Source organism: Curtobacterium sp. BH-2-1-1, assembly GCF_001806325.1.
Classification (GTDB): Bacteria; Actinomycetota; Actinomycetes; order Actinomycetales; family Microbacteriaceae; genus Curtobacterium.
Genome location: NZ_CP017580.1, coordinates 342274 through 363306 on the forward strand (window position 1 = coordinate 342274; position 21033 = coordinate 363306).

Genomic DNA, 21033 nt, shown 5'->3' on the forward strand with positions numbered 1-21033 from the left:
TCCTGGCCCTCACCGTCACCGCGAGGTGCCGGAGCAGCAGTCACCGCGCTAGCCCGCGAAGTCGAAGTCGGCGCCGAGCTTGCGCAGCTTCGGGATGAAGTGCTCGTAGCCGCGGCTGATGATGCCGACGTTCGTGATGTGGGACTCGCCCTCGGCGGTGAGTGCCGCGATGAGGTGGCTGAAGCCGCCGCGGAGGTCCGGGACGCGGACGTTGGCGGCGTGGAGCGTCGTCGGGCCGGTGATGACCGCGGCCTGCTCGAAGGGACGGCGGGCGACGCGACGGTCGTGCCCGGGCAGGCCCTCCTTGTGGACGACGATGTCCGCGCCCATCTCGTTCAGGGCGTCGGTGAAGCCGAAGCGGTTCTCGTACACGGTCTCGTGCACGATGCTCTGCCCGGCGGCCTGGGTCAGGGCCACGACGAGCGGCTGCTGCCAGTCCGTCATGAACCCGGGGTGCACGTCGGTCTCGATGACGACCGGCTTGAGGACCTCGAGCTCGCGGTAGAAGCGGATGCCGTCTTCTTGGATGTCGAACCCGCCGCCGACCTTGCGGAAGACGTTGAGGAACGTCATGAGCTCCTGCTGCTTCGCACCCTCGACGAAGATGTCGCCGTTGGTCGCGAGCGCGGCGGAGGCCCAGCTGGCGGCCTCGTTGCGGTCGTTGATCGCACGGTGCGTGTAGCCGCGGAGCGACTCGACGCCCTCGATGAAGATGACGCGGTTCGGCTCGACCGAGACGATCGCGCCCATCTTCTGCAGGATCGCGATGAGGTCCATGATCTCGGGCTCGATCGCGGCGTTCCGGAGCTCCGTGACGCCCTCGGCGAGGGTCGCGGACAGCAGGACCTGCTCGGTGGCGCCGACGCTCGGGTACGGCAGCTCGATGTACGCGCCCTTGAGGCCGTCCGGGGCGGTGAGGTGGATGCCGTTGACCTGCTTGTCGACGACCGCGCCCATGGCACGGAGGGCGTCGAGGTGGAAGTCGATCGGGCGGTCGCCGATGCGGCAGCCACCGAGGTCGGGGATGAACGCCTCGCCGAGCTTGTGCAGCAGCGGACCGCAGAACAGGATCGGGATGCGGCTCGAACCGGCGTGGGCGTCGATCTCGGCGAAGTGCGCCGACTCGACGTTCGACGGGTCGAGGATGAGCTCGCCTCGTGCAGGATCGGTGATGCGCACGCCGTGCACCTCGAGCAGCCCGCGGACGACCTTGACGTCGGAGATGTCCGGGACGTCCTTGAGGATCGACGGGGTGTCACCGAGCAGCGACGCCACCATGGCCTTGGTCGCGAGGTTCTTCGCCCCGCGGACCTCGATGCGTCCCACGAGCGGCTTGCCCCCGCGGATGACGATCTCGTCCGACTTGAGGCCCACGCGCGCCCCTGCGGCCGCTGCGTCCTGTACGAGAGAGTTCACTACTTCACCGGCAATGTCTTCGGCCGCCAACGGGAGCGGCGGGATTCGAACTCCGTGATCGAGGTCTCGTCACGGAGGGTGAGCCCGATGTCGTCGAGCCCTTCCATCAACCGCCAACGAGTGTAAGCGTCGATCTCGAAGGGGACGTCCACATCCCCGAGCGACACGCGCTGCGCCACCAGGTCCACGGTCGCCGACACCCCCGGGTTCCGCTCGATCTCGGCCCAGAGCCGCTCGACTTCCGATTCGGTCACGATCGCGGTGACCAGTCCCTGCTTGCCCGCGTTGCCCTTGAAGATGTCGGCGAAGCGAGGCGAGATGACGACCGCGAAGCCGAAGTCACGGAGCGCCCAGACGGCGTGCTCACGGCTCGACCCGGTGCCGAAGTCCGGGCCAGCCACCAGGACCTTCGCGCCCTGGTACTCGGGCTGGTTCAGCACGAAGTCGGGGTCCTGGCGCCAGCCGGAGAACAGGGCGTCCTCGAAGCCGGTCTTCGTGACCCGCTTGAGGTAGACCGCGGGGATGATCTGGTCGGTGTCGACGTTGGACCGCTTGAGCGGTGCGGCGATCCCGGTGACGGTGGTGATCTTGTCCATCAGATTGCCCCTTCCAGGACGGCGTTCGACTCGGACGTCTCCAGGTCCCACGGGCTCGACAGCGTGCCGCGCACGGCGGTCGCCGCGGCCACGAGCGGGGACACCAGGTGGGTGCGCCCGCCCTTGCCCTGACGCCCCTCGAAGTTGCGGTTCGACGTGCTCGCGCAGCGCTCCCCCGGTGCCAGCTGGTCGGGGTTCATGCCGAGGCACATCGAGCAGCCGGCGAACCGCCACTCGGCGCCGAACTCCGTGATGACCTTGTCTAGCCCCTCGGCCTCGGCCTCGAGCCGGACCCGTGCGGACCCGGGCACGACCATGACCCGGACCCCGTCGGCCTTCTTGCGGCCCTGGATGATCGACGCGAAGGCCCGGAGATCCTCGATGCGCGAGTTCGTGCACGACCCCATGAAGACCGCGTCGACGGCGATGTCCTTCATCGGGGTGCCGGCCGCGATGTCCATGTACTCGAGCGCACGCTGCGCGGCGGCCTGGTCGTTCGGGTCGTCGAAGTCGGCGGGCGACGGCACGCTCTCGGACAGCGAGACGCCCTGGCCGGGGTTCGTGCCCCAGGTGACGAAGGGCTCGAGCTCGTCGGCGTCGATGAAGACCTCGGCGTCGAACACCGCGTCGTCGTCGGTCGACAGGGTGTCCCAGTACGCGACGGCGTCGTCCCAGTCCTGGCCGGTCGGGGCGTGGTCGCGACCCTGCACGTAGTCGTAGGTGGTCTGGTCGGGGGCGACCATGCCGGCGCGGGCACCGGCCTCGATCGACATGTTGCAGATCGTCATGCGGCCCTCCATCGAGAGCGCACGGATGGCCGAGCCGCGGTACTCGAGCACGTAGCCCTGCCCGCCGCCCGTGCCGATCTTCGCGATGACGGCGAGGATGATGTCCTTCGCCGTCACGCCCGGACGCAGCGTGCCCTCGACCGTGATCGCCATGGTCTTGAAGGGCTTGAGCGGCAGGGTCTGGGTCGCGAGGACGTGCTCGACCTCGGACGTCCCGATGCCGAACGCCATCGCACCGAACGCCCCGTGCGTGCTGGTGTGCGAGTCGCCGCAGACCACCGTGATGCCGGGCATGGTCAGGCCGAGCTGGGGACCGACCACGTGGACGATGCCCTGCTCCTTGTCGCCCAGGGAGTGCAGGCGGACGCCGAACTCCGCGCAGTTGCGACGGAGCGTCTCGATCTGGGTCCGGCTGGTCGGGTCCGCGATCGGACGGTCGATCGCGAGGGTCGGGGTGTTGTGGTCCTCGGTCGCGATCGTCAGGTCCAGGCGGCGCACCGGGCGGCCGGCCTGGCGCAGGCCGTCGAACGCCTGCGGACTCGTGACCTCGTGCACGAGGTGGAGGTCGATGTAGAGGAGGTCGGGGTTGCCGTCCTCGCCCTTGACCACGACGTGGTCGTCCCACACCTTCTCGGCGAGCGTCTTTCCCATCGGCCCGACCCTTCCTCGTTGTCGTCGATGAGCCGCTGTCGCGGCTCGGTCCGGCGAGTCTAGCAGGTTGGTATACCAACGTGCTCCCGCGCCGGTCCGGCGGCCTGGAGGCGCGGTTCGACTCCGCGACACCCGTCGCGGTGGGAAGATGGTCGCGACATGACGACACCTGCGCACTCGACCCGGACCATCAACATCGAGGGCGCGATCCGCGCCGCGGTCGCCGGTGGCGCCCCGCTCGCGCTGCTCATCGCCCTCGGGATGCCCGGGTACGCCGCCTTCGCCATGTTCGCCGGGTTCACGGCGATCTTCGGCGCCACCGAGCCCTACCGGCAGCGTGCGGTGACGACCGGTGTCGCCGGCGCGATGCAGGCGGTGTGCATGGCCGCCGGCGTGGGTGTCGCCCTGGCCGGGTCGCAGCTCTGGATGCAGGCGGTCGGGCTCGTCCTCGTGCTCGTCCTCGCCGTCTGCACGCTGAGCGCCCTCCGCTCGATCCCGGCGCAGCCGATCTTCCCGGTGTTCGCGTTCCTCGTCTCGTCGCTCGTGCCGGTCCGGCCGGCCGACGTCCCGGTCATCGCCACGATCATCGTGTGCTCGGTCGTCTGGGCCTGGCTCGTCGCGATGTCCGGGTCCGTCCTGCGCCTGGTGCTGCACCCGCGCGCGCCGCACCGGTTCCGGCCGCTGGCGGAGCGCAAGCACCGTTCGCTCGCGGCGCTCCGGACGCCCGCGCTGTGGGAGACCGTGGCCCTCAACGTGATCGGAGCGCTCGTCGCCGGGGCCGTCGCCGAGACGATCCCCGGGCTCGGGCATCCCTACTGGGCGGTCATCGCCGTGGTGTCGACGCTGCCCGCACTGCGCCAGCGGCACACGGTGTTCCGGGCGTTCCAGCGGTTCATCGGCACGATCGGCGGCACCGTGATCGCGGTGGGCATCCTGCTGCTGGAGCCCTCGGCGTGGTGGATCGTCCTGATCGCCGTCGTCGGGCAGTTCTTCGCGGAGATCTTCGTCGCGCGGCACTACGCCGTGTGCCTGCTCTTCCTCACGCCGCTCGCGCTCGCCGTGTCGTGGCTGAGCCTGCCCGAGGCGCCGGAGCTCCTCGCGCTCGACCGCGTCGCGCAGACCACCCTGGGCGCGCTCGTCAGCGTCGCACTGCTGTTCGTGGGGCGCGGGATCGAGCGTCGGCGCGGTCGCGCGCTGGGCGCGACGAGCGCGATCCGGACCGTCTGACGCGGGCTGCGCGGACGGGAGGCGCGGGTCGGGCCGGCACCGCGCCTCCCGTCCGCAGCAGGCCGCCGCAGACCCGCTGCGGCTGCGTGCACGGACGCGTCAGTCGCGGGGCTGGATGTTCCAGGCGTCGATGACGGGACGGCCGTGCTCGTACCCGAGCACGCTCACCGAGGCGGTCCCGAGCTTCAGCACGGCGCCGTCCTGCGGTGCGAGGCGGATCCACGCGGCGCCGAGCGCACGGAGGACGTGCCCGTGGGCGACGACGATCGCGTCCTGCCCCTCGGCGAGGACCGGTCGGGCACGGTTGAGGATGCGCTCGACGCGGACCCGGACCTCGGCGGCGTTCTCGCCGGGGGTGTCACCGGCGGGCACGCCGTCGGTCCAGAGGTCCCACGGGCCGTGCCGGAGGACCTTGATCTGCGGCGTGGTGAGCCCCTCGTACGCGCCGTAGTCCCACTCGTAGAGGTCCTCGTCGAGCTCCGCGTCGACACCGACGAGCGCCGCCGTGTCGCGGGCACGCTGCAACGGGCTGGACAGTGCCAGCGCGAACGTGCGGTCCGCCAGGTACCGGCCGGCGCGCTTCGCCTGCTCGATGCCGTTCTCGGTGAGCGGGATGTCGGTGCGGCCGGTGTGCTGCCCGCTCTTCGACCACTCCGTCTCTCCGTGACGGACGAGGACGAGTTCGCCGGGGCGTTCCGAGGTCATGTGTTCCTTCCGATGAGCAGGCCGAGCGCGGCTGCGCCGACCGAGACGACGAGCATCCCGAGGCCGTTCAGGACGGCGAGCCGGGGCTTGCCGGATCGGAGGAGCTGTACGGTCTCGACGCTCGCCGTCGAGAACGTCGTGTACCCACCCATCATGCCCGTTCCGAGCACCGCGACGACCGGGAGCGGGATCGTGCCCGCCTGCCCGAGGCCCGTCAGGACCCCGAGGACGAGCGATCCGGACACGTTGATGACGACCGTGCCGAGCGGGAAGCCGGACACCCGGCCCTTCACGACGCCGTCGAGGAGGAAGCGCAGCGCCGCGCCGACTCCCCCGCCGACCGCGACGAGGAGCAGTTCGAGGGCGTTCACCGGGCGCCTCCGGACCGGAGCACCGTGGCGAGCCCGATGCCGGCCACGACGGCGAGCAGGCCCGCCACCACCGTGAGCAGGGCGTACCCGCTGCCGGCACCCCAGCGACCGACGTCGAGCAGCTGCGCGGTGTCGTCGGCGAGCGTGCTGTAGGTCGTGAAGCCGCCGAGGATCCCGGTGCCGACGAACAACCGCAGGCCCCGACGACGCCCGACGTCCGGGCCGCGGTGCGCCAACGCCTCGAGCAGGAGGCCGAGGCAGAACGCGCCGACGACGTTGATCGCGAAGATCGCCCAGCTGATGCCGTCGTGCGCCGGGAAGACCTCGGCGAGGAGCGCTCGGACACCGGTGCCGATCGCCCCGCCGAGTGCGACGACGCCGAGCATCGACCAGCGGAGGTGGGGTGGACGTTCGTGCACGGTGCTCCTATCGCCGAGCACGCCGGATCGTCTCCGCGCGTGCGGTGTTCTCGGGATAGGGACCGTTGGCGGCTGGCCGCGGTTGGGTCCGGCAGGCCCCACTGCCGGGTCTGACGACCGGATCAGCGTACCGCGTCAGTCCGCGACGGCCGCGATGCCCTCGATCTCGACGAGCTGGTCGTCGTACCCGAGGACGGTCACCCCGACGAGGGTGCTCGGCACGTCGTGGTCGCCCATGGCCTCGCGGACGACCTCCCACGCGGCCACGAGGTCGGCCTGCCGCGTCGACGCGACGAGGACCCGGGTCTGGGCGAGGTCGGCGATCCCGGCCCCCGCGGCGTCGAGCGCGGTGCGGAGGTTCTCGACGCACTGCGCCGCCTGACCGCGGACGTCGCCCACGGCCACGGTCCGGCCGTCGGCGTCGAGGGGGCACGCGCCGGCGAGGAACACGAGTCGGCTGCCTGCCGGCACGGTTGCGGCGTACGCGTACTCCGCGACGTCGCTGAGGGCACCGGAACGGATGAGCTGCACGACACTGGTCACCCCGTCAGCCTCGCAGAGCCGACCGGGACGACGAAAGCCCCCCGGCGGACCGGAGGGCTTTCGTGCTGGTGTGACCCCAGCGGGATTCGAACCCGCGTTACCGCCGTGAGAGGGCGACGTACTAGGCCGCTGTACGATGGGGCCGTCACACATGGGAATCCCCCGCCCGGAAGCGGGGGTCATGGTCGTTGTCGGAGTCGGAGGCAAGCCACCTGTGGTGACCCCAGCGGGATTCGAACCCGCGTTACCGCCGTGAGAGGGCGACGTACTAGGCCGCTGTACGATGGGGCCGTTCCGACAACTCGACAAGTATTGCACAAGCCCCGCGCCGTGCCAAAACGAGGCGTGTCGCCCGGGTGCGCCGCCATGCTGCGGCGGGACAACCGCTCCGGTCAGATCGTGAGCGACTCCCCGGGACGGAGGACGACGAGCGAGCCGGCGGGCTCCACGGCCTCGCGGAGACGACCGGTGTGCATGCCGTAGCCGACGTCGGAGAGCGTTGCCTCGTGCACGGGGTAGGCCAGGCGGGGCCCGACCGCGAGGACGTAGTCCATCATCTCGGAGACCTTGAGCCACGGGGCACCGACGGGTGCGGCGAGGACGTCGACCGGGACGTCGGGGACCGTGTAGGAGTCGCCCGGGTGGAAGAGCCTGCCGTTCACGAGGACACCGGTGTTGTCGACGATCGGGACGCTCGAGTGGATCAGGTTGTGACGCGTGCCGTGGAACGACAGGTCGAACGGGCCCACGATGCGACGGTCCCCGGCGGTGACGACGTCCACCACGACGCCGCCCGCGCCGCCCGCGTCGCTCGCGCCGGCGAGCGCCCGGGCGACACCGGCGGGGCCGATCACGACCGCCCCGGGGTTCGCGTCGAGGATCCGCCGGACCTGCTCGGGCGTGACGTGGTCCGGGTGCTCGTGGGTGACGACGACGGCGACGACACCGGTGACGTCGACGGGCCGGGTGAAGTTGCCCGGGTCGATGACGAGGCGCGCGCTGCCCTCGGTGACGATCTGGCAGGCGTGCTCGAGCTTGGTGACCTCCATGCGGGCGACCCTACGCGGCGGCGTGGCGGAGCGACGGCGCGGCGCGGCTTGGGTCGAACCACGGATGCGACGTCGAACCAGGCACGGCCCCCGGTTCGATGTCGCGTTCGTGGTTCGGAGCGCGGCGATGCCACCGCCTACGCGCGGACGGCCCGGGGCGGCCCCGTCGTCGACCGCACCACGAGGTGCGCCGGAGACGCCGGCAACGGCCCCGCGAGCCCGCCGTCGACCTCGGCGAGCACGGCCCGCGCCGCGACCCGGCCCTGGGCAACCGGGTCCTGGGCGATGGTGGTCAGCCCGGCGACCTCGCCGTACTCGTGGCCGTCGATGCCGATGACCGAGACGTCCTCCGGCACCGAGAGGCCCGCTCGACGCGCGGCGAGCACCACCCCGAGCGCCATCTCGTCGGACGCGCAGAACACCGCGGTCGGCCACGCGCCGTCACGCCCGACACCGCGGCGCCCGTCACGCCCGCCGAACAACGCCTCCCCCGCGTCGACGCCGCCCGCGAAGGAGAACCGTCCGTCGAGGGTCCAGTCCTCCCGCGCCGCGATCCCCCGCGCGGCGAGTGCGTCCACGAACCCGTCCCGCCGCAGCCACGGCACCGCCACGTTCATCCCCGCCTCGTCCTGTCCGCCGACGTAGGCCACGTCCCGGTGCCCGAGTCCGCACAGGTGCTCGACGGCGATCCCGGCCACGGCGACGTCGTCCACGCCGACGTTCCGGAGGCCCGGCGCCGGACCGCCGATCACGATCATGGGGTGCCGCGTGAGTTCGAGCTCGGCGCGCTCGGTCTCGTCGAGCACGAGCGACAGCAGGACGAGGCCGTCGACCCGGTGCCGCAGCATCGACCGTCGGAACGCCCGGTCGCGGTCGCCGCCGGGCCCGCCGAGGTTGTACAGCACCAGGTCGTACCCGGCCCGCCGCAGTTCGGCGTCGACACCGCCGAGCGCCTTGACGTAGAACCACCGGTCGATCACCGGGACGACGACGCCGATCGCACGCTGCCGCCCCGTGGCGAGGCCGGCCGCCGCCGAGCTCGGCACGTACCCGAGCTCGTCGGCGACCCGTCGCACCTCGTCGATCGTGGTGTCCGCGACCGTCGACATCCCACGCAGGGCGCGGGACACCGTCGACTTCGACAGGCCCGTGACGGTCGCGATCTCCTGGATGCCCATGGACGGTCCCGGGAGGCCCGTCACCCGTCCGACGGCCGCCGCACGTCGGCGACGGGGCCGGTCTGCGCTCGCGCGACCGTCGGCGCACTGCCCGCCCCGGGGAGCGCACTGCCCGCCCCGGGGAGCGCCGTGCCCGGCGCTGCTCCGGTTCTCGGGACCGCGGCGCGCCGCGTCCGAGCGGCCCGACGACCGGCGGGCGCGAGTTCGTCCCACCCGACGTGGCGGTGCACCCGACCGTCCGCCGCGGGCTGCACGGCGACGCGGGACGGATCCGACCGCCACCCCGACGGACCGGCACCGGCCGCAGCGACCGGCGCCGCCGACGGCCGCGCGACCGGAGCGACGACCGGCGCCGGCGCGCCAGCACCGTCGGTCGAACGGGTGCGGCGGAGCACCGACACCCGCCACCGGTCGAGCACCACCACGCCGAGCACGCAGACGAGCAGCGTGAGCGCCCAGCCGAGCGCCGGGCGACCGGTGAGCTCGCAGAACACCGTGGCCCCGAGGAACAGGATGCCGAACGTGCCGACGAAGCCGATGGCCTCCTCGATCCGCGCCGTGGGCCGGGTCGGTCCGCGCTGTGCCATGGTCGTCACCCCTTCACGCCACCGGCGGTGAGGCCGGCCACGATGCGTCGTTGGAAGATGAGCACGAGGACCACGAGCGGGATCGTGACGATCGTGCCGGCGGCCATCACCGCCGTGTAGGGCTCCTGGTGCGGCTGGGATCCGGCGAACGAGGCGATCGCCACGGTCACCGGCTGCGTCGCGTCACTCGAGAGCTGGGAGGAGATGAGGTACTCGTTCCAGCTGGAGATGAAGGCCAGGATCGCCGTCGTGAACACGGCCGGGGCGGCCAGCGGCAGGATGATCCGTCGGAACGCCTGCACGCGGGTGCACCCGTCGATGCGTGCCGCTTCCTCGAGGTCCCACGGCATCTCGCGGAAGAAGCTCGCGAGCGTGTAGACGGTCAGGGGCAGCACGAACGAGATGCTCGGCAGGATCAGCGCCTGGTAGGAGCCCATCCACCCGATGTCCGTGAACAGCTGGAACAGCGGGGAGATGAGCGCGACGCCCGGGAACATCGACGCCGCGAGGATCGCACCGGCGATGAGCGACTTGCCCTTGAACTCCAGACGGGCCAGGGCGTACGCCGCGCTCGTCCCGACGAGCAGGGCGATGATCGTCACGACGCCACCGATGAGGAGGCTGTTCGCGAGCGCCCGCCCGAGGTGGTTGCCGAGCGACGTCGAGAACGCCGTCGCGTAGTTGTCGAGCGTGACGTGCGTCGGCCACGGTGTGGCGTCGAACGTGAACCCGACGTCGCGGAAGCTGGTCACCACCATCCAGTAGAACGGCAGGAGGCACCAGACGGCGATGACGATGGCCTGCACGGCGGTGCGGATCCGCGGGCCGGTGTGGCGCTTGACCCGCACGTTGCTGCGGTCGACGGCGATGTCGCGGGCTCGGGCGTTGGAGCGGGGACGGTCGGCTGCGAGGGTCACTTGAGCTCCCCCTTCTGCTGGGCGGCCTGCGTCTGCACCACGTTGGCGCCGAGGAACCGCACGAAGACGAACGCGACGATGAAGATCACCAGGAAGGTGATGGTCGACAGTGCCGACGCGGAGTTGAAGCCCTGACGGATCTGTTCGACGACGAGGATCGACAGGGTCGTGGTGGCGTTGCCGGAACCACCGCCACCGCCGGTGAGGATCGCCGGCAGGTCGTACATGCGCAGCGCGTCGAGCACGCGGAACAGGACGGCGACCATGAGCGCCGGCTTGATGAGCGGCAGGGTGATGAGCACGAAGCGCTGGACGGTGGAGGCGCCGTCCATCTTGCCGGCCTCGTAGACCTCTTCCGGGATGAGCTGCAGCCCTGCGAGGATGAGCAGCGCCATGAACGGCGTGGTCTTCCAGGTGTCGGCGATGATGACCGCCCACCGGGACGCCCACTCGCCGCTCGTCCAGAGGATCTGCTGCCCGAGGACGTGGTTGAGCACGCCGTTCGCGTCGAAGATGAAGTACCAGAGCTTCGCGGTGACGGCGGTCGGGATGGCCCACGGCACGAGGATCGCGGCACGGACGAGCGCGCGGCCCTTGAAGTTGCGGTTCATGATGATCGCCATCCACACGCCGATCACCGTCTCCAGGGCGACGGTGACGACCGTGAAGAAGAACGTGTTGCCCATCGACACCCAGAACTGCGAGCCGATGCTGCCGGGCGGGCAAGTGGTGTTGCCGCACTGCTGTGCGAGCCAGTGCACGTAGTTGGTGACGCCGGCGAAGCCGCCCTGCACGAACAGGCCCGTGGCCTTGTCGAGTCCGGCGTCGAGTTGGAACGACTGGATGATCGCGCTGACCACCGGGTAGCCGATGACGATGGCGAGGAGCACGATCGTCGGGCCGATGAGGTACACGGCCCATCGGCCGTGCTCGGCGTTGAGTCCGCCCTTGCGCCGCTTCTGCGGCTCCATGCCCGTCGGGTTGGGGATGGCGGCGGGGATCTCGGTTGCTGCTGACACGTGACGGCCTCCTTGCCGGGTGTCGGAACGCAGGATGGGACGGACGGGAGGCGCGGGGCGGGGTCGACCCGCGCCTCCAGTCCGATGCGGCGAACGCCGCGTACTCGGGTGCTAACTGCCGCTGCTGGTGGCCGTCTTGAGAGCCGCCTGCATGTCCTTCATCGCCTCGTCGACGCTCTTCGATCCCTTGAGCGCGGCGTAGGTGTTGTCCTGGATCGCCTTCGTCACGGCCGGGTAGAACGGCGTCACCGGGCGCGGCTCGGCCGACTCGATGGACTTGAGCAGGGTCGGCAGGTAGGGCAGCTTGCTCGTCAGCTCGGAGTCGGTGTAGAGGTCACCGACGACCGGGGCGAGGGAGCCCTGCGTGGCGAAGAACTTCTGCGTCTCGTTCGACTCCAGGAACTCGAGGAAGTCGTGCGCGGTCGCCTTGTGCTTCGAGTACACGCTGATCGCGGCGTTGTGACCGCCGAGCGTCGAGGCGCCGGTGCCGTCCTTGCCGGGGATCGGTGCGATGCCGAAGGTGTCCTTGACCGTGCTCGACCCGTCCGTCTTCGCGAGGCTGTAGACGTACGGCCAGTTGCGCAGGAACAGCAGCTTGCCGGCCTCGAAGGCGGTGCGGCCCTGCTCCTCCTGGTAGGTGATCGCCTCGGCGGGGATGTTGCCGTCCTTGAAGGCGTCGACCAGGTTCTGCAGGCCGGCCTTCGCGTCGGACGTGTCGATGTCCGGCGTGCCGCTCTTGCTGAGGACCGAGCCGCCGGAGCCGTTGATCGCCTCGGAGGCGTTCACGGTCAGGCCCTCGTACTTCGCGAACTGCCCGGCGTAGCAGCCGATGCCGGCCTGCTTGGCGATGTCGCAGTCCTTCATCATCTCGTCCCAGGTGGTCGGGGGCGTCTTGACGAGGTCCTTGCGGTAGTAGAGCAGCGCACCGTCGGAGGTCTGCGGTGCCGCGTAGAGCGTGTTGTTGTAGGTGGCCGTCTTGACGGTGGCCGGCAGGAGCTTCGACGTGTCGATCTTCATGCTGCCGGTGAGCGGGGTGAGCCAGCCCTTCGCCGCGAACTCGGCGGTCCAGACGACGTCCACGTCGACGACGTCGTAGTTCGCGTCCTTCGCCTGGAAGTGCTGCACGAGGTCGTCGTGCTGCTGGTCGGCCTGGTCGGACTGTTCCTTGAAGGTGACCTTCTCGTCGGGGTGGGCCTTGTTCCACTTCGCGATGAGTGGGCGGACGACGTTCGAGTTGTCCTTGCCCTGCACGTAGGTGATGGGCCCGCGGCTGTCCTGACCGTTCTTGGCGTCGTCCGAGGCCGAGCTGCCGCTCGAGCACCCGGTCAGCACGAGGCCGATGACCGCGATCCCCGCTACGGATGCGAACCGCACTTTGGCGCGTGTTGTCTTCACAGTGTCGTCTCCACGTTGAGATCACCAGGCGAGGACCATCGGGTCGACGCTGCCTGGAGCAGGCGACGCTGCCTGCTGGAGGAGGAAGCTACGCCCGCTCTCAGCCGTTCGCAACCGGTTGCAAAGAATCCGTGACCTGCTCGTGACCACCGTGCGCCGTTCGCTTTTCGGGTGTGAGCGCTCACCCTCGTCCGGGGGCTCGGCGGCGCGGCCGTGCGGGGTTCCGCACGATCACCGCCAGCGGCCCCGCTCCCCGTTGTCGCCGCCGCGGCCTGGCACCTACCGTCCACACCATGGCCACCACCAGCACCGCTCGTGCACTCCCCGCACCCCGACGCGTGATCGACGTCGACCTCGACGCACCGCTCCCCCGCCTCGTCGCGGACGGCACGGGCTCGTCCGCGCTGGTGATCGGCTACCGCGGCGGGCGTCCGACGGGCACGCTCGACGTCGAGCTCACCGACGACCCCGCCGACGCCGCCCGTGCGCTCGGATCGCTGCGGGAGACCGTGCTCGCCGACGTCGAACCGGTGCCGGATGCCCTCCTGCCGACGATCTCCGTCGTCGTCTCGACGGTGGTGGACCGCGTCGAGGACCTCGGCGCACTGCTCGACGTCCTCGAGCACCTGGACTACCCCGACCACGAGGTGATCGTCGTCGACAACCGCGTCCGAGTACCCGCCGACGACCGGCTCCCGGCACTGCTCGCGGGTCGGGGCGTGCGCCTCGTGACGGAGCGCCGGCCCGGCCTGTCCGCCGGCCGCAACGCCGGGGTCGCGGCCGCCCGCGGCGAGGTCGTCGCGTTCACCGACGACGACGTGCGGGTCGACCCGCAGTGGTTGCGCGCACTCGGCGCGCGGTTCGTCCGCGAGGCCGACCTCGACGCGGTGTCCGGCGTGATCCTCCCCACCGAGCTCTCGACGCCCGCGCAGATCTGGTACGAGGCGTACTACGGCGGGTTCAGCGGCGAGCGCACCTTCGCGCCCGTCACGATCGTCCCCGACGACGTCGCCGGCACGATGCGGCACGCGCGGGTGCAGGCGGTCCGCCCGGACGGGTCGGTCGTGAAGCACTTCGCCGTGTACGGCATCGGTGCCTACGGCGCGGGCGCGAACATGGCGTTCCGGCGGTCGGTGATCGACGCCGTCGGCGGGTTCGACACCACGCTCGGCGCGGGCTCCCCGGCCCGTGGCGGCGAGGACCTGGCGATGTTCATCGAGACGCTCTGGCGCGGTGGGCGCATCGGGTTCGAGCCGCGCGCGGTCGTGCACCACCGGCACCGGCAGAGCATCGAGGACCTGCACAAGCAGCTGCACGGCAACGGTGTCGGGTTCACCGCGCTGATGTGCGCCCTCGCCGCCAAGGACCGGCGGCACGTCGCGGTCCTCGCCCGGCTCGTGCCCGCCGCCGCGATGGTGAAGCTCCGCGAGACGGTCGGACGGCTGCGCACCGGCAGCGCACCGGACCCCGCTGCCGTCGAGTCCGCGCCCGTCGGCCCCGCGATCCCCACCGTCCCGGACGCCGGGGTGCCGCGGTCGCTGGCCTACCACGAGCTCCGGGGCTTCCCGGCGGGCCCGGCGGCGTGGTTCCGCAGCCGTCGTCGCTGGCGGGACGTCGAGGCCGGCCGGTTCCACGCCGGGTGACCCCGCGGGTGGGTCCGCGCCCGGTGAGCCCGCGGGCGGGTCCACGCCCGGTGACCCCGCGGGCGGTTCCACGCCCGGTGGCCCCTCGGTCGGCGGACGCGTCGCTCCCAGCCCCGTAGGATCGGTGCAGCTGCCCGTACCGCGCGGGTCGGAGGAGGACGCATGCCGCTGGGGCCCACGCTCGTGCTCGAGCCCGTCACCGTGCCGACGTCCCACGCCACCACGGAGACGGCCGTCTGCGTGTGCGGCCACGCGCAGGACGCCCACGAGCACTACCGGCCGGGCAGCGACTGCGCCCTCTGCGACTGCCCGAGGTACCGCCGCCGCCGGTGACCGCTGCGGGAAACCGCCGCTTCCCCGCACCCGCCCCGGGACCGCCTTGTCGGTGTCCCGACGGCCCTGTTCACTCGAGACATGGCCAACTCCCCCGCGGCGCTCGCGTGCATCGTCCTCGCCCACGAGGACCCCCAGCACGTCCGACGACTCGTCGAGGCACTCGACCCGTTCCCGGTGTTCCTGCACGTCGACGCGCGGACCCCGGACGACGTGCACCGTGCGATGACCGAGGGGCTCCCCGACCGGGTCCGCCTCCTGCCGCGACTGCGGACGGGCTGGGCGAAGTGGGAGAACGTCGCGGCCGAGGTCTCCGGCTACCGTGCCGCCCTCGCCGAGACCGGCGCGCGCCACGTGGCGGTGCTGACCGGCAGCGACTACCCGCTGGCGAACCCCGCCGAGATCACCGCGCTACTCGACGCCCACCGCGACCAGTCCTTCCTCATCCCGCACCCCCTCCCGCACGCAGCCTGGGGCGCGAGCGGCGGGGTCGCCCGGATGCGGTACCCGCACTGGGCGTGGCGGAAGCACATGCTCCGCCTGCCGATCCCCCGCCGGATCCCGCGTGACGTCGTGCTCACCGGCGGGTCGCAGCTCAAGGTCCTCAGCGCCGCACACGCGGCCGCGGTCGTCGATGTCGTCGATGCCCGTCCCGACCTGGTCCGCTTCTGGCACCGCACCTGGATCGCCGACGAGTCGTTCGTGCCGACCGTGCTGAACTCCCCCGCCCTGGTCGACGGCTTCGCCGAGGACCACGTCCCGCACACCCTGTGGTTCATCGGCTGGGACGGCTCGAAGATGAAGAGCCCGCCGTGGCTGACGCTCCCCCACGCCGGTCGACTGCTGGAACGATGGACGACGGACCCCACCGCGATGCCGCACCTCTTCGCCCGCAAGTTCTCGACCGCTGCGAGTTCGGACCTGCTCGACCTCGTCGACCAGGCGTTCGGACTCCGACAGCACGTCCGGACCGCGGAGGTGGGTGTCTCGTGACCGTTCCCCAGACCCGCCGCGAGGCCCGCCACGCCGCAGCCACGCCGCCCGACGCCGACAGCACCGGTCGGAAGGCCGCAGCGGTCGAGGCCGCCGAGGCAGCCGCCGCCGTCGAGGCCGCCGCCCACACCGTCCCCGACACCGGCAGCATCGCGGTCCAGAAGGGTGCGTCCGTCCTGTTCGGCCGTGGCCTGCTGTACGTGGTCGTGTGGTCGATGCAGCTCGTTGTGAGCTCGCTGATCTCACCGGTCCTCGCGCACCTCATGCCGCTCTCCGAGTTCGGTGTGCTCGCCTCGGCGATCGCGCTCTACCAAGCGCTCGTCGTGCTCGCGGTCGCGGGACTCGACCAGGCGTCCGTGCTGCAGCGCGCCGAGGACGGCGGTGACGACCGGAAGGCCCGCGGGCTCATCGCGGTCGGCATCGTCCTCGCAGCCGTCGTCACCGCGGTCGCCCTCGCCACGATCCCGCTCTGGGGCGACGTCGCCGGGTTCGTCGGCGAACACCCGATCCTGCTCGTCGCCGTCCTCTGGATCTTCCCCGCCGCGGTCGTGCAGCTCTCCCTCGCGATCCTGGTCGCCCAGGACCGCATCCGGGTCTTCGCGGTCACGAGCCTGCTGTCCTCGGTCGGCGGCTCGATCATCGGTCTCGGCCTGCTCGTGTTCGTGCACGCCGACGCCACGACCTACGCCTGGGGCGGCGTGTTCGCCCAGGCCGCCGCGATGGTCATCGGCTTCGCGGCGACCCGGCCTCGCCTCGCCGGTCTGTTCGACCGCCAGACCACCGCACGGGCCTTCAAGCTCGGCGTGCCGATCGCCCTCGGCAACCTGTCCTACTTCGTGCTGAACGCCGGCGACCGGATCGTCGTGCAGCGGCTGCTCGGCCCGGACGAGGTCGCGCGCTACCAGATCGCCTACGTCGTCGGCTCCGCCGTGATCCTCCTGCTGACCTTCACGAACCAGGCGTGGGCACCGCACTTCGCGGCGCTCCGGGACGCCGTCGCCCGTCGACAGCTGGCCCTGCACGCCCGGGACCAGCTCTACCTGCTGCTCGCCCCGGTGCTGCTCGCGGTCACCCTCGTGTCACCGGTCGCGCTGCCGATCCTCGCACCGGCGTCGTACCGCGTGCACGAGCTCACCGTCGTGGTCTTCATCGTGGCGCTCACGGCGTTCCCGGTGATTGCCAGCGGCGCGACCGGACGGCTCCTGCTCGTGGAGCGTCGCGGCGTCGCCGTCGGGGTGATCGCGGCCATCGCCGGTGCCGTCAACATCGGCGCGAACCTGCTGCTGGTCCCGCTGCTCGGCATCGCCGGGGCCGGAGTCTCCACGGTCTTCGCCTACATGGTGCTCGCGGCGCTGCAGCAGCTCTCGCTCCCCGACCGCCGGGAGTGGCGCGGCCCGCGTGCCCGGACGGTCCTCGTGCTGGCGGCCGTGGTGGTCGTCGCCGGGGTGTCCGTCCTCGTGCCCCAGGACCTCGTGTGGAACATCGTCCGCGTCGCCGGCGTCCTCGGCTGCCTGCCCTGGTTCATCCGCAGGCTCGCGATCGCCCGAGGAGGCACACCGTGACCCACGCCCCGGAACGCCCCGACCGTCGACTCCGGATCGCGGTCGTCACGAACGGGCTCGCCATCACCGGCGGGGTCGAGCGGTGCGTCCTCGAGGACACCCGCGAGCTCGTGCGCGCCGGGCAGGACGTCGAGGTCTGGCACCGCGGCCACCTCGCCCCGGGACCCGACGGCGCCGAACCCGGCAGCGACCAGTTCGCCGAGCTCGGGGTCGCCCTGCACCGCACCGGCGACCGGTCCTTCGGCCTCCGCAGCGCAGCCGGCGACGCCGCACGGTTCGTCCTCGACGGCCTCCGCCTCCGCCGCTCGCGCCCCGACGTCATCTGGCTGAACCGGCCCGAGCACCTCCCCTGGGGCCGTGTGGCGTCCGTGGTCTCCGGCGTCCCGCTCGTCGTGCACCTGCACCACGCGCCGAACTACCGACGCCTCGGCCCGATCGCCGGCGGCCGCACGCACTACCTGGCCGTCTCGCACGCGATGGCTCGTGCATGGGCGGACGTGGGCGTCCCGGCCTCGCGGATAACCGTCGTCCCGAACGGCGTCGACACCGCACTCTTCCCCGCGGCCACGCCGTCCGCGACAGTCCGCGCCCGCCGCACCCTCGGGCTCGACGACGACACCCGCACCGTCCTCTACTACGGCCGCCTCACCCGGTCGAAGGGCGTGCTCGCGCTGCTCGAGGCCTGGCGCCTCGTGCTCGAGCAGGACGCCGAACGCCACCGCGCCCGCGCGCCGCGCGCCGCCGTGCGTGCCCTCACCCCCGCGCTCGGGCCCGCCGGCACGCACCACGCCACGCAGCCGCACCACCCGCCCGTGCTCGTGCTCGCCGGAGCGGCCGACCCCGACGACGCCGAGGACGTCCGACGCGCCGTCGCGTCCCTCCCCGCCGGCTCCGTCGTGCTCCTCCCCGAGCGGGACGACGTCGTCACCCTGCTCCACGCCGCCGACATGGTCGTCGTGCCCTCCATCGAGCCCGAGGGCTTCGGCCGGGTCGTCGTCGAGGCGATGTCCGCCGGCCGCCCGGTCGTCGCCGCCGAGAGCGGTGGCACGGGCGAGATCCTCGCCGGCGAGTGGGCGACGTCGACCGTCGACCCGACCGACCCCGAGGCGCTCGCCACCAAGGTACTCGACACCCTCGACCGCGCCGACCGCGACCCCTCCCTCGGCGAGCGCTGCCGCGCCTGGGTGCGCGACCACTACGGCCGCGGACCGCACGTGGCCGGTCTCCTCCGGGCCCTGCTCACGCACGCCCGTCGCTGAAGCCCAGGAGGCGCGGCTCCCCCTGGAACCGCCCCTCCCGTCCGTCGCGTGCTCGCGTCCGTGTCGCGTTCTCCTCGCCGCGTGACCGTTCTGGTTCGCGATCCCCGGCGATCGCGAACCAGAACGGTCACGCCTCCCGTCCGCAACGTGCTCTCCCCGCGCGATGTCCGCCGTTCCCGCAGGCGTCCGCCCGCCGGTACCGCGCCGCTCGCCGCGATGAGGTCGCGCCCACGACGACGGTCACCCGCGGCGGCACGCGCCGCACCAGCGTGCGAGGTCGCGCGCACGGTGCCACGGCTCACGGGCCGCACCGCGCGCGGAACCTCGCACGCTGCGCCCGCGACCCGCGACCCGCGCGAACGCGCGGACGACGGACGGGAGGCGCGGTGCTCACCGGCACCGCGCCTCCCGTTCGTCGAGTGCTCCCGGGTCAGCCGGTGAACGCCCGGAACTCGGCCAGGCCGACGTTCCGCGTGCTCGCCGAGACCCCGGTGACGGTGAACCGGACCCACGTGACGTTCCGCGCCGAGAAGTCCACCGTGAGCGGCGACGCGTCGTTCGGGAGTGTCCCGACCGCCACCTGGCTGCCGTCGGAGAACGTCAGGGTGCCGCTCGTGACCTGGTCGTCGCCGTTCGGCCGGTCGTACAGGACGACCCGGTTCACCGCCTTCGACGAGGACCAGTCGAGCTGCAACCAGACACCGGTCGTGCCCCAGGGAGCGACCCACTCGGCGGTCGTGTTGTCGGGGTAGCCGCTGATGACCCCGTCGATCGCCTTGGCGGCGGTCTGCCGGGTCGAGGTGTCGTCCCACGCCGCGGTGGCGGTCGCCGAGCCCGTGACGTCGGTCGCGCCCCCGGGCGTCGGCGTCGGCGTCGGGGTCGGGGTCGGGGTGGGCGTGGGCGTCGGCGTCGGGGTCGGCGTCGGGGTCGGCGTGGGCGTCGTCGTGGTGCCCGGGGCGAACGTCCGGATCTCCGCCAGGCCGACGTTGCGCGTCGTCGCGCTGACGCCGGTGACGGTGAACTTCACCCAGCTGACCTGCCGGGACGAGAAGGTGACTCGGGTGAACGCGCCGCCGTTGTCGAGCGTCGGCACGGTGACGCTGCTCCCGTCGGAGAACGTCAGCGTGCCGGCCGTGACCTGGTCGTCGGCGTTCGGACGGTCCGCGAGGTCCACGGCGCCGAGCGTCACCGGGCTCGACCACGCGAGCTGCAGCCACGAACCGGTGCCGCCCCCGCGGGTCGCCCACTCGGCGGTCGGCGCGTCGGGGTAGCCGCTCGCGACGCCGTCGACGGCCTTCACCGCGGTCTGCCCGTCCGCGGGGTTCTCGCTGCTCGCGGTGACGGCCGCACCGGCGGTCACGTCGGCTCCGACGGACCCGCCCGAACCGGTGCCCGGGTCGGTGGGCGTCTGCGTGCCGACCGTGTACTCACGGCTGAGCCACGAGCCCTCGGGACGCGACGAGCAGGACGCCACCGAGGCGCAGGTCTCGGCGTCGTACGCGGAGTAGGCGAAGAACGCGTTCCCCTTCGCCTGCGTCTGCGCGGCGGTCAGGTTCGAGGGCTTGTCCGCGATCGGGTACCCCATGTACCCGGTGAGCGTGCTCGCCGTCGTGAGCTGCTGCTGCGCCGACTTCGTGAGGTACGCGACGGTGTGGTGGTCGCTGTGGTCGCCGTCGCCGTAGGTGCCGACGTGGTCGAGGGTGTGCACCTCCTGCGGCCCGTACCCGTTCATCAGCGCGAGCACGGTGGCCTGGAGCTGGGCGAGCGTGTAGGTGGTCCCGTAGGTCGCACCGGAGACCGTGCTCATGCTCGTGATCGAGCGCTGGTAGAGCTTCTGCAGGCTCTGGTACCGGGTGGCCGCGAACCCGGAGCCGTCGATGTTGCCGTCCGGCAGCTGCAGGTAGACCAGGCTGAGCCGTGGGTCCGCCGTCAGGGTGCGCGTCACGACCGTCTTGCCACCGGCGCTGACCGAGCCCGAGGTCCAGGCGTTCGTGACGCCGGCGAGGTTCGCGTAGGCGGCCTCGAGGCCCGTCTGCCGGCCCTTCCAGTACGTGGCGGACTTGCCCGCGTCCCCGGCGGTGACGATGACCGAGCGGACGCACTTGTCCGCGTCGATGTCCTTGCGGAGCTCGGTGCCCTCGAACAGCAGGTCGTCGTCGGCGTGCGCGACGACGGTGAGGACCTTCCCCGCGCTGCAGTCCGCGGTGGTCGCCGCACCGGCGCTCGACGGCGCGAGGAGGCTCGGTGCCGAGACGGTGGCGCCCGTGATGACCGCTGCCGCGACCGCGAGTGCCACCTTCCAACGGCGTCGGATGGTGGCACTCGGGGTCGGGGCGTCTCGCTGCATGTCGTCTTCTGTGCGTGGGTGGGTCGGGTGAGTGG

The 21033-nt window shown here is 71.9% G+C and carries 20 protein-coding genes and 2 tRNA genes; 6 read left to right on the forward strand and 16 right to left on the reverse strand.

Annotated features, from left to right (window positions below; genetic code table 11):
* Positions 1-48 precede the first annotated feature (48 nt).
* Genes murA through leuC form a run of 3 tightly spaced genes read right to left on the reverse strand, consistent with a single transcriptional unit; the run spans position 49 to position 3451 of the window.
* Positions 49-1416 carry a UDP-N-acetylglucosamine 1-carboxyvinyltransferase gene (gene murA / locus BJK06_RS01525; RefSeq protein WP_070416425.1) on the reverse strand — a complete coding sequence of 456 codons (1368 nt, stop codon included), beginning with the start codon at positions 1414-1416 and terminating at the stop codon, positions 49-51.
* Entirely contained in the window at positions 1416-2012 is a 597-nt protein-coding gene (gene leuD, locus BJK06_RS01530; protein ID WP_070416426.1) for a 3-isopropylmalate dehydratase small subunit, read from the reverse strand. Before leuD ends, murA begins: the two co-directional genes overlap by 1 nt.
* Positions 2012-3451: a 3-isopropylmalate dehydratase large subunit gene (gene leuC / locus BJK06_RS01535; protein WP_070416427.1), complete on the reverse strand. Its 1440-nt coding sequence runs from the start codon at positions 3449-3451 to the stop codon at positions 2012-2014. Before leuC ends, leuD begins: the two co-directional genes overlap by 1 nt.
* 159 nt (positions 3452-3610) lie before the next feature.
* Between leuC and BJK06_RS01540 the strand changes: the two genes are divergently transcribed.
* Positions 3611-4678, forward strand: coding sequence for an FUSC family protein (locus BJK06_RS01540; protein ID WP_070416428.1), 1068 nt, complete (start codon positions 3611-3613; stop codon positions 4676-4678).
* Positions 4679-4777: 99 nt separating this feature from the next.
* Here the strand turns inward: BJK06_RS01540 and BJK06_RS01545 are convergent, their stop codons facing one another.
* The 12 genes from BJK06_RS01545 to BJK06_RS01600 all read right to left on the reverse strand — a co-directional run bounded on the left by BJK06_RS01545 (position 4778) and on the right by BJK06_RS01600 (position 12840).
* Positions 4778-5383, reverse strand: a complete 606-nt coding sequence (locus BJK06_RS01545; RefSeq protein ID WP_070416429.1) for a histidine phosphatase family protein — start codon at positions 5381-5383, stop codon at positions 4778-4780.
* Entirely contained in the window at positions 5380-5754 is a 375-nt protein-coding gene (gene crcB, locus BJK06_RS01550) for a fluoride efflux transporter CrcB (RefSeq protein ID WP_070416430.1), read from the reverse strand. The genes BJK06_RS01545 and crcB overlap by 4 nt, the downstream gene beginning before the upstream one ends.
* The gene (locus BJK06_RS01555; protein WP_374930687.1) at positions 5751-6173 is read right to left on the reverse strand and encodes a fluoride efflux transporter FluC; all 423 of its coding nucleotides are present in this window, start codon (positions 6171-6173) and stop codon (positions 5751-5753) included. The genes crcB and BJK06_RS01555 overlap by 4 nt, the downstream gene beginning before the upstream one ends.
* Before the next feature lie 135 nt (positions 6174-6308).
* Positions 6309-6716 (reverse strand): RidA family protein, encoded by a 408-nt coding sequence (locus tag BJK06_RS01560; protein ID WP_181015127.1) that lies wholly within the window; start codon positions 6714-6716, stop codon positions 6309-6311.
* Between the two features lie 71 nt (positions 6717-6787).
* A tRNA-Glu gene (locus BJK06_RS01565) sits at positions 6788-6860 on the reverse strand.
* A gap of 71 nt (positions 6861-6931) precedes the next feature.
* Positions 6932-7007: transfer RNA gene (locus tag BJK06_RS01570), tRNA-Glu, on the reverse strand.
* 101 nt (positions 7008-7108) lie between these two features.
* Complete coding sequence (locus BJK06_RS01575) at positions 7109-7765, reverse strand: MBL fold metallo-hydrolase (RefSeq protein WP_070416432.1); 657 nt, start codon at positions 7763-7765, stop codon at positions 7109-7111.
* A gap of 137 nt (positions 7766-7902) precedes the next feature.
* Complete coding sequence (locus BJK06_RS01580; RefSeq protein WP_070416433.1) at positions 7903-8943, reverse strand: LacI family DNA-binding transcriptional regulator; 1041 nt, start codon at positions 8941-8943, stop codon at positions 7903-7905.
* A 20-nt stretch (positions 8944-8963) separates the two neighbouring features.
* Positions 8964-9530 (reverse strand): hypothetical protein, encoded by a 567-nt coding sequence (locus BJK06_RS18405; RefSeq protein ID WP_156794726.1) that lies wholly within the window; start codon positions 9528-9530, stop codon positions 8964-8966.
* A gap of 5 nt (positions 9531-9535) precedes the next feature.
* Positions 9536-10348, reverse strand: coding sequence for a carbohydrate ABC transporter permease (locus tag BJK06_RS01590; RefSeq protein WP_374475467.1), 813 nt, complete (start codon positions 10346-10348; stop codon positions 9536-9538).
* Between the two features lie 95 nt (positions 10349-10443).
* Complete coding sequence (locus BJK06_RS01595) at positions 10444-11418, reverse strand: carbohydrate ABC transporter permease (protein ID WP_070416435.1); 975 nt, start codon at positions 11416-11418, stop codon at positions 10444-10446.
* A gap of 159 nt (positions 11419-11577) precedes the next feature.
* Positions 11578-12840 (reverse strand): ABC transporter substrate-binding protein, encoded by a 1263-nt coding sequence (locus BJK06_RS01600; RefSeq protein ID WP_258027679.1) that lies wholly within the window; start codon positions 12838-12840, stop codon positions 11578-11580.
* Between the two features lie 314 nt (positions 12841-13154).
* On the opposite strand from BJK06_RS01600, the gene BJK06_RS01605 reads away from it, so the two are divergent.
* The 5 genes from BJK06_RS01605 to BJK06_RS01620 all read left to right on the forward strand — a co-directional run bounded on the left by BJK06_RS01605 (position 13155) and on the right by BJK06_RS01620 (position 18651).
* Entirely contained in the window at positions 13155-14504 is a 1350-nt protein-coding gene (locus BJK06_RS01605) for a glycosyltransferase family 2 protein (RefSeq protein ID WP_070416437.1), read from the forward strand.
* A 162-nt stretch (positions 14505-14666) separates the two neighbouring features.
* Positions 14667-14837: a hypothetical protein gene (locus BJK06_RS18410; RefSeq protein WP_156794728.1), complete on the forward strand. Its 171-nt coding sequence runs from the start codon at positions 14667-14669 to the stop codon at positions 14835-14837.
* An 81-nt stretch (positions 14838-14918) separates the two neighbouring features.
* Complete coding sequence (locus BJK06_RS01610) at positions 14919-15830, forward strand: beta-1,6-N-acetylglucosaminyltransferase (RefSeq protein ID WP_070416438.1); 912 nt, start codon at positions 14919-14921, stop codon at positions 15828-15830.
* Positions 15827-17392, forward strand: coding sequence for a lipopolysaccharide biosynthesis protein (locus tag BJK06_RS01615; RefSeq protein WP_181015128.1), 1566 nt, complete (start codon positions 15827-15829; stop codon positions 17390-17392). The genes BJK06_RS01610 and BJK06_RS01615 overlap by 4 nt, the downstream gene beginning before the upstream one ends.
* Entirely contained in the window at positions 17389-18651 is a 1263-nt protein-coding gene (locus tag BJK06_RS01620) for a glycosyltransferase family 4 protein (RefSeq protein ID WP_070416439.1), read from the forward strand. Before BJK06_RS01615 ends, BJK06_RS01620 begins: the two co-directional genes overlap by 4 nt.
* A 430-nt stretch (positions 18652-19081) precedes the next feature.
* Here BJK06_RS01620 and BJK06_RS01625 read toward each other — a convergent pair whose 3' ends face one another.
* The gene (locus BJK06_RS01625; RefSeq protein ID WP_070416440.1) at positions 19082-20998 is read right to left on the reverse strand and encodes a discoidin domain-containing protein; all 1917 of its coding nucleotides are present in this window, start codon (positions 20996-20998) and stop codon (positions 19082-19084) included.
* Between the last annotated feature and the right edge of the window lie 35 nt (positions 20999-21033).